General features: G+C 51.3%; 4 protein-coding genes. 3 read left to right on the top strand and 1 reads right to left on the bottom strand.

What is annotated here, in order from left to right; genetic code table 11:
* Window positions 1-420: 420 nt before the first annotated feature.
* The 3 genes from ACT6Y9_RS07865 to ACT6Y9_RS07855 all read left to right on the top strand — a co-directional run bounded on the left by ACT6Y9_RS07865 (window position 421) and on the right by ACT6Y9_RS07855 (window position 4,849).
* On the top strand, window positions 421-735 hold the full coding sequence (locus ACT6Y9_RS07865; RefSeq protein WP_443744127.1) for a hypothetical protein: 315 nt from the start codon (window positions 421-423) through the stop codon (window positions 733-735).
* A 92-nt stretch (window positions 736-827) separates the two neighbouring features.
* Window positions 828-3,554, top strand: coding sequence for an autotransporter outer membrane beta-barrel domain-containing protein (locus ACT6Y9_RS07860; protein ID WP_443744126.1), 2,727 nt, complete (start codon window positions 828-830; stop codon window positions 3,552-3,554).
* A 113-nt stretch (window positions 3,555-3,667) separates the two neighbouring features.
* Entirely contained in the window at window positions 3,668-4,849 is a 1,182-nt protein-coding gene (locus ACT6Y9_RS07855; RefSeq protein WP_443744125.1) for an OmpA family protein, read from the top strand.
* 342 nt (window positions 4,850-5,191) lie between these two features.
* Here the strand turns inward: ACT6Y9_RS07855 and ACT6Y9_RS07850 are convergent.
* Window positions 5,192-6,141: FAD-binding protein (locus ACT6Y9_RS07850; protein WP_443744124.1), on the bottom strand; the 950-nt coding region annotated here is incomplete at its 5' end.

The following is a 6,141-nucleotide window of genomic DNA, read 5'->3' as shown; positions in this document are numbered from 1 at the left end:
GTTTAGCCATGAGATGCTCTGTAGGTTAGCTTGGCACCTATTTTGACAGATAGGGGGCTCTTCGGGGATATCTGTGGGTAGCAGATGTCTCCTCACTCAAGGCTTCGACGATTTCCCCACTCCGTCAAACCCGTACGCGGCATATGCTCGGACGCAGTCGTGTCCTCCTCTATACGCTCCGGCCTTGACTCCTCAGTGAGCCCGTCCCGTTAGGCCAGCCACCTCACTTCAAAACCGTTTCGCCTGGTACTGTACCTGCCCTCGTTGGCGCGGATTTCATAGGATCCACCCACAAGTCTCCACGAAGCCTCGATTTCTGGTGTACAGTGTGAACCGTACTAAAATCTGGTCAGGTTCGTATTAATCGGTATACCCCAACGGGGCTTTCGAACCTTGATCTTGATCTAATCGTAATTTACTATGAGTATATTCACAAAATCAGTTATCGCCATTGGCATTATGAGCCTTTTTTCGACTTCTCATGCGATTGTAAAGGAAAGGCCAGTAGCAGGAAAGGTGTACGACGACTTTTTGCTTTATGATAATGATGGGAATGAAGATATAACCTTTCAAGATACGGATGAGGGAATAAGTAAAGATTATATCTTCAATAAAGGCGCCACATTAGACGGTTCCGAAGGAAAAATATATCCAACTGTTCTCGTTCATAATTGGGGGAGTGGTCAAAATTATAACACAAAAAGCAATTTTATTATGGGGGGGGCACTAATTTAATTTTAAAAAATTACCGTGGACAAGGAACAATTTATGTCTATGAAGGGGCTTCTTTTATAATAAGAAACGGAAACATATGTCTTGAATCCGGCATGGTGAATAATGAGGGTGTGGATAACACTCTAAGCGCCATTATCATGGAAAGATCAGGGACTATCGACATTGACGCAGAATCTTTTTTAATTGAAAACAAGCGCACGGACAGAGATAACGCCGGTGGCATAAGTATTGTCGGCGATAACAATACATTTGATGTATCGCTAACTAAATCGTTTAGAGAAAAGAACGTAGTATTCGGCATTTTAGCTAAGACAAATAAAATAGTGACGATTAATGCTGATGAAGGCATAGACATCAACACGTACTTCAGGGATGTAGCTTCACTCTCAGATTACTATGATTACAATGGAGCTGGGGTTTACCTTTTGTCTTATAAACAATCCACAGCAAAAACTTCGGCATCCTTGAAATCGAATAACGGTAGCATAACCATTAAAGCTCAAGGTTATGGTTACTATGGACGCGGTAACGTCAATTCAAATATTATTGCAAAATCCGACGTCGCTATTTCCGGAAAGTTGAATTATGCCGTTTATCTCATAGGAAATGATGATACGACCATAGAAAATAAGCTTTCTGTTAAATCGGGAAGAAATATTCTTCTTTCTTCAGACGGTGAGCGCGCAGTCGTATTATATGGTAAAGAAGTTGAAAATAACACAAAGCTTGAGTTAACCGCAGAAAACGATATTTCTATTGTTGGCGGTAAATATGGCATTTGGTCTTATTTTGGAGATGTGACGGCTAATTCAAAATCACTTTCAATTGATACGAATAACAACTCCTATTCGCTCTGCGTTTTTAATAATTCTACTGTTAGTGCAACCGTTGATAAAATTACGACCATTTATGATCAAGTTTTCGTTAGCGGCGGAAAGTTTATTTTGGTTTCGCCAGAATCTGTCTTTAAGGATAAAATTAAATCCATTAATAATGGAACCGTTTCGCTTAATGCTTCCTCTAGTTTTGTTGCATCCAAAAATAATGATCCGTCACAGCAAATAATGGTTGCGGACACCAATTCATCTATTCAGGGTGTTTTCGGACGAAGTGTCATTGATGGAACCATCTCATCCACGAATGGCAGTCTGATCGATCTCAGCCTTTCTCATGGATCTATCTATACGGGTGCAACTTCCAATAAAGTGGGGACTGCTTCCGAAGGTAGCGTCAATCTGAAGTTCGAAGGTTCTTCCACGTGGAGGCTCTCCGACAATTCATCGATGAGCAAGCTCGTACTGACAGATTCGTCAATCGCCTTTGGAGAATTGCAAAGCGATCCTATGACGCATCAGTACCGCAATCTGAAAACGAAAGAACTCGTAGGTTCTAACGGCACTTTGCATATGAACATTGACCTTGAAAAGGAGTCTACTAGGAACGTCACCCTTGATCAGCTTGAAGTCCTGGACATTGCTTCCGGATCCCTTAAAGTGGGGCTTGCCATTCAGGGAGAAGAATTCCCCGAAAACAAGCCTCACTCCAATAACTGGCTTGTTGCACAAGGTTCGGGTTCCAACTTAGCGATTACAAACCTTTCCGGCGGATCCACTTTCAGTGGTCGCGGCATGGTTACTGTTTGGAATCTAGGATTTGTCAAGGATGGCGATGAAGCTTTGTTGGATACAGACGAAGGTCGTCAACAGATCGGCACTCAAACGAACGGTAATGGCCAAGGCAAGTGGTACCTTGTGAAGGCCGAACATTCTCAGCCTGACCCTGTTCCCAACCCGAATCCCAACCCGCCGACGCCTCCCGTGACGCCGCCTCTTCCACCTGAAGTGAATGACAACATCACAATCGGTACATCCAGTGGTCAGGCTGAGGCATATCAGGCTGATATGGAGGATCTTCGCAAGCGTACTGGCGAAGTCCGTTATGGGGCTCAGGACGGCGGCTGGATTTCGGTCTTCGGAAAGAAGGATTCCGTCAAGGCCAGCGGCACCGCAGGTTTCAAGCAGGAAATCTACGGCTTGAACATCGGTGTTGACCGTCTCGTCCACGCCGACGAAGACAGTGCCTGGCTGCTCGGCGGTGCGTTCCGCTACAGCGATGCCGATCAGAAGGGGCTTGGCTCCGGTTATACGACGGGTACGCTTCAGGAATACTCCGGAAAGCTCTATGCGACGTGGATGCACAACAAGGGTTCCTATGCCGACTTTGTGCTTCAGGCCGGGCGTTATGTACAGGAACTCGAAGGCTTCGACAACACGGGAATGGATAAGTCCAAGGCCGACTACGGTACTTGGGGCTTCGGCGCCAGCGTTGAAGTGGGCCACATGTTCTCGTTAGGCGGTGGTGTTGATGATCGCCGGTGGTTCAACCACTGGTTCGTCGAGCCGCAGCTGCAGCTGAGCTACTTCCTTGCCAAGGGTGCCGACTACACGACTTCCACGGGGCTCAAGGTCGATCAGGGTAATGCGGACTTCCTGACCGGTCGAGCCGGCTTCGTTCTCGGCAAGAAGTTCAACTATGGAACGATTGACGATCTGGATCGCCGTTACTACCAGGTCGCCGTGTTGGGCGGCGTCAAGCATGAATTCCTCGGCGGCGATCAAACGATTTCCTATACGGGTATCGATGGCGCCAAGGCCAGCGTTCGAGCCGGCGACATCGAAGGCACGCGCTTCTATTACGGCGTCAATTTTGACTGGCAGGTGACTGACAACTTCCGTCTTTATGCGCAGGCAAGCCGTGAAGAAGGCGATCGCTATACGAAGGACTACGATGTCAGCATCGGCGGCAAGCTGCTGTTCTGATGAGTCCTCAGGGCCGTCCCGATCGGTTCGGGACGGCTGTTCAAACAATCAAGGCTGCTCCTTCCTGTCGATGATGACTGAAGGAGCGGCAGCCCCATTGTCTAGGAATGAAAATGAGCTGTCGTAAACAGGCATTGGCGATGATTGCCATTGCAGGCATGTCCGCCAACATTTGGGCGTCGGAAATGTCCCTTGTAGATTGCGGACGGACCGCTGAGACGTTTGCTTTTGTAGCCGATGCATCCGGATCCATGATGCAGACTGTAGGGCACATGAAGTCCCTGGCGCAAAAAGAGATCGAAAATGCACGAGAGCGTGGCGAATCGTTGCCAAAAATCCGTGCAGTTCCTCCGACCAATGAAGAGATTGACCAGCTGACTCGTCATGAACTGACGCAACGCTTCATCGAGAAGGCCGGCATCTATTCGATTGAAAAGGCCGGGATGCAGTCCTCTGTTCTGACAGTGGCGCCCTTTACTCAGTTGGTTCCGATGAAGGAGCGCTCTTCGGAAGAGTTCAAGACCGATCTTCAGAAGAAGTTCGGCGTTCGTCTGGAGGTGTTCGGTCGATCAACGTGGGTGGGGAGCCGTGCATTTGAGAGCTTCTCTGAAAAGCTTGCCAATTCTCAAGCAACAGTTCTCGTGACTGACGGCAACTTTGAGGTCGATCCCGATAAGAAGCATTTGGATCCGGTGGCGACGCTGAAGGCCTTCTATGAAGCCAATCCGAAGTCCTGCATCCATATCGTGTCGGCCGCATATACGGAAAAGGAGCGAAAGGCCATTGATGAACTGGCTTCGGTTTCCACATGCGGCCGTTTAGACGACCTTGAAGCTTTGATGACTGATGACGCCATATGGAAGAGCTTTGTCGAAGAAGTCTTCTATCGTGAATGTCAGAAGGCGGCGACGATTGAAATTCAAGGCATCAACTTTGCGTTCGACAAGTCGAACCTTTCTGAAGAAAGCCGCCGCATTCTGGACAAGGCGCTTGCGTTCATCAATTCGCGAGACAAGTCTGAAAAGATTGAAATCCGAGGCTGGACCGACAGGGTTGGCAGCGACAAGTACAACGCCGGCCTGTCGCAGCGTCGTGCCAATGCCGTTCGCAATTACTTCATCGAACATGGCATTGATGCCGATCGCCTGACGGCACGCGGCATGGGCAAGTCCTTCAAGTACACCAACAAGACCAATGACGGCCGCTGGATGAACCGTCGTGTCGAATTGATTTTCGAAGGCGGCCTGCAGTCGAATGACTCGGAGAAGCGTTACGACACTGAGTCACTGAACTGATTGTTGTAATTGTTTGGATCGTCCGATTTGCAAAAGGCAACGCCCGTGATTTGAAAGAATCGCGGGCGTTGTTCCTGTTTGGTTATAAGCCCGTACGCGGCATATGCTCGGACGCAGTCGCGTCCTCCTCTGTACGCTCCCTCAGAGAGCCCGTCCCGTTGAGCCAGCCTCCTCACTTCTAAATTCGTTTCGCCTGGTACTGTACCCGCGCTCGTTGGCGCGGATTTCGTCGCTCCTACCCACAGGTCTCCACGAAGCCTCACAAATCGGCCGCCGAACCCGCATGAGGATCCGGCGGCCGCAGGCTCATGAAGCACGCTTCAGAGCGGGCGCTTTACAGAGTCACTTGATCTGCTTCGCGGCGCTCTCGGCGGCAACGACGCCCGAAACAATGGCCCACGAATTCATCATCGCGGTCATCGAGTCGGCGCCGTTCGCACCGCCCACAACGCAGCCCGCGCCATAGAGGCCCTGAATCGGCTGTCCCTTCTTGTCGAGGATCTGCATGGAGCCGTTGGCCTTGAGGCCGCCGAGAGTAGTCTGGTAGCGGACCTTCTGCTCGACGATGCGCCACGTACCGCCCTCGGCGAGGCCGCCCGTGATGCGGCGGCCGAAGTCGGCGTCCTTGCCGGCCTTCACTTCGTCGTTCCAGTGCTTCACGGTTGCTTCAAGCCCCTTCGGGTCGATGCCCATGGCCTTTGCGGCTTCTTCAAGGCTCTTGGAGACCGCCATCACGGGGTGCCCGTTGTTGACGATCTTCGCCCACTGGTCGAGCGACTCGGCCGACGGAACGAGCTTGTCTTCAAGGGACTTCGCGACGTACTGCTTCCAGGCCGCCTCGTCCATCACGATGTAGGCGATCGAGCCGGGCTGCTCGACCGTCTTGTCGGTGAGCACGCCGAGGCCGGCGTTTTCATCGACGAAGCGCTGCCCCAACTTGTTCACGTAGATCGCGCCCGACTTCTTCATCGTGTCGGTCGAAGAGGCCGTCGCGGCGAGGCCGTGATGCGGACGCGTCTCGACGCCCTGCGGATACATCTTCACGAGGTCGAGGTTGATGGTGCCCGCACCGATCGCTTCGCCCATCTTGAAGCCGTCGCCCGTCTCACCGTCAACGCCGTAGAAGAGGTAGTTCTTCATCTTGGACGGGAGCTTCGACTGGTCCGCACCGTAGCCGCCCGAGGCGAGAATCACGGCCTTCGAGGTGAGTTCGACCGTGTTGCCCGCGGCATCGACGCCCTTGACGCCCACCACCCGGCCGTCCTTCTCAATGAAGGACTGCGCGCGCGTCT

Source organism: Sutterella sp. (assembly GCF_052272535.1).
Taxonomy (GTDB): Bacteria; Pseudomonadota; Gammaproteobacteria; order Burkholderiales; family Burkholderiaceae_F; genus Sutterella.
This window is presented reverse-complemented; position numbering and strand designations above follow the sequence as displayed.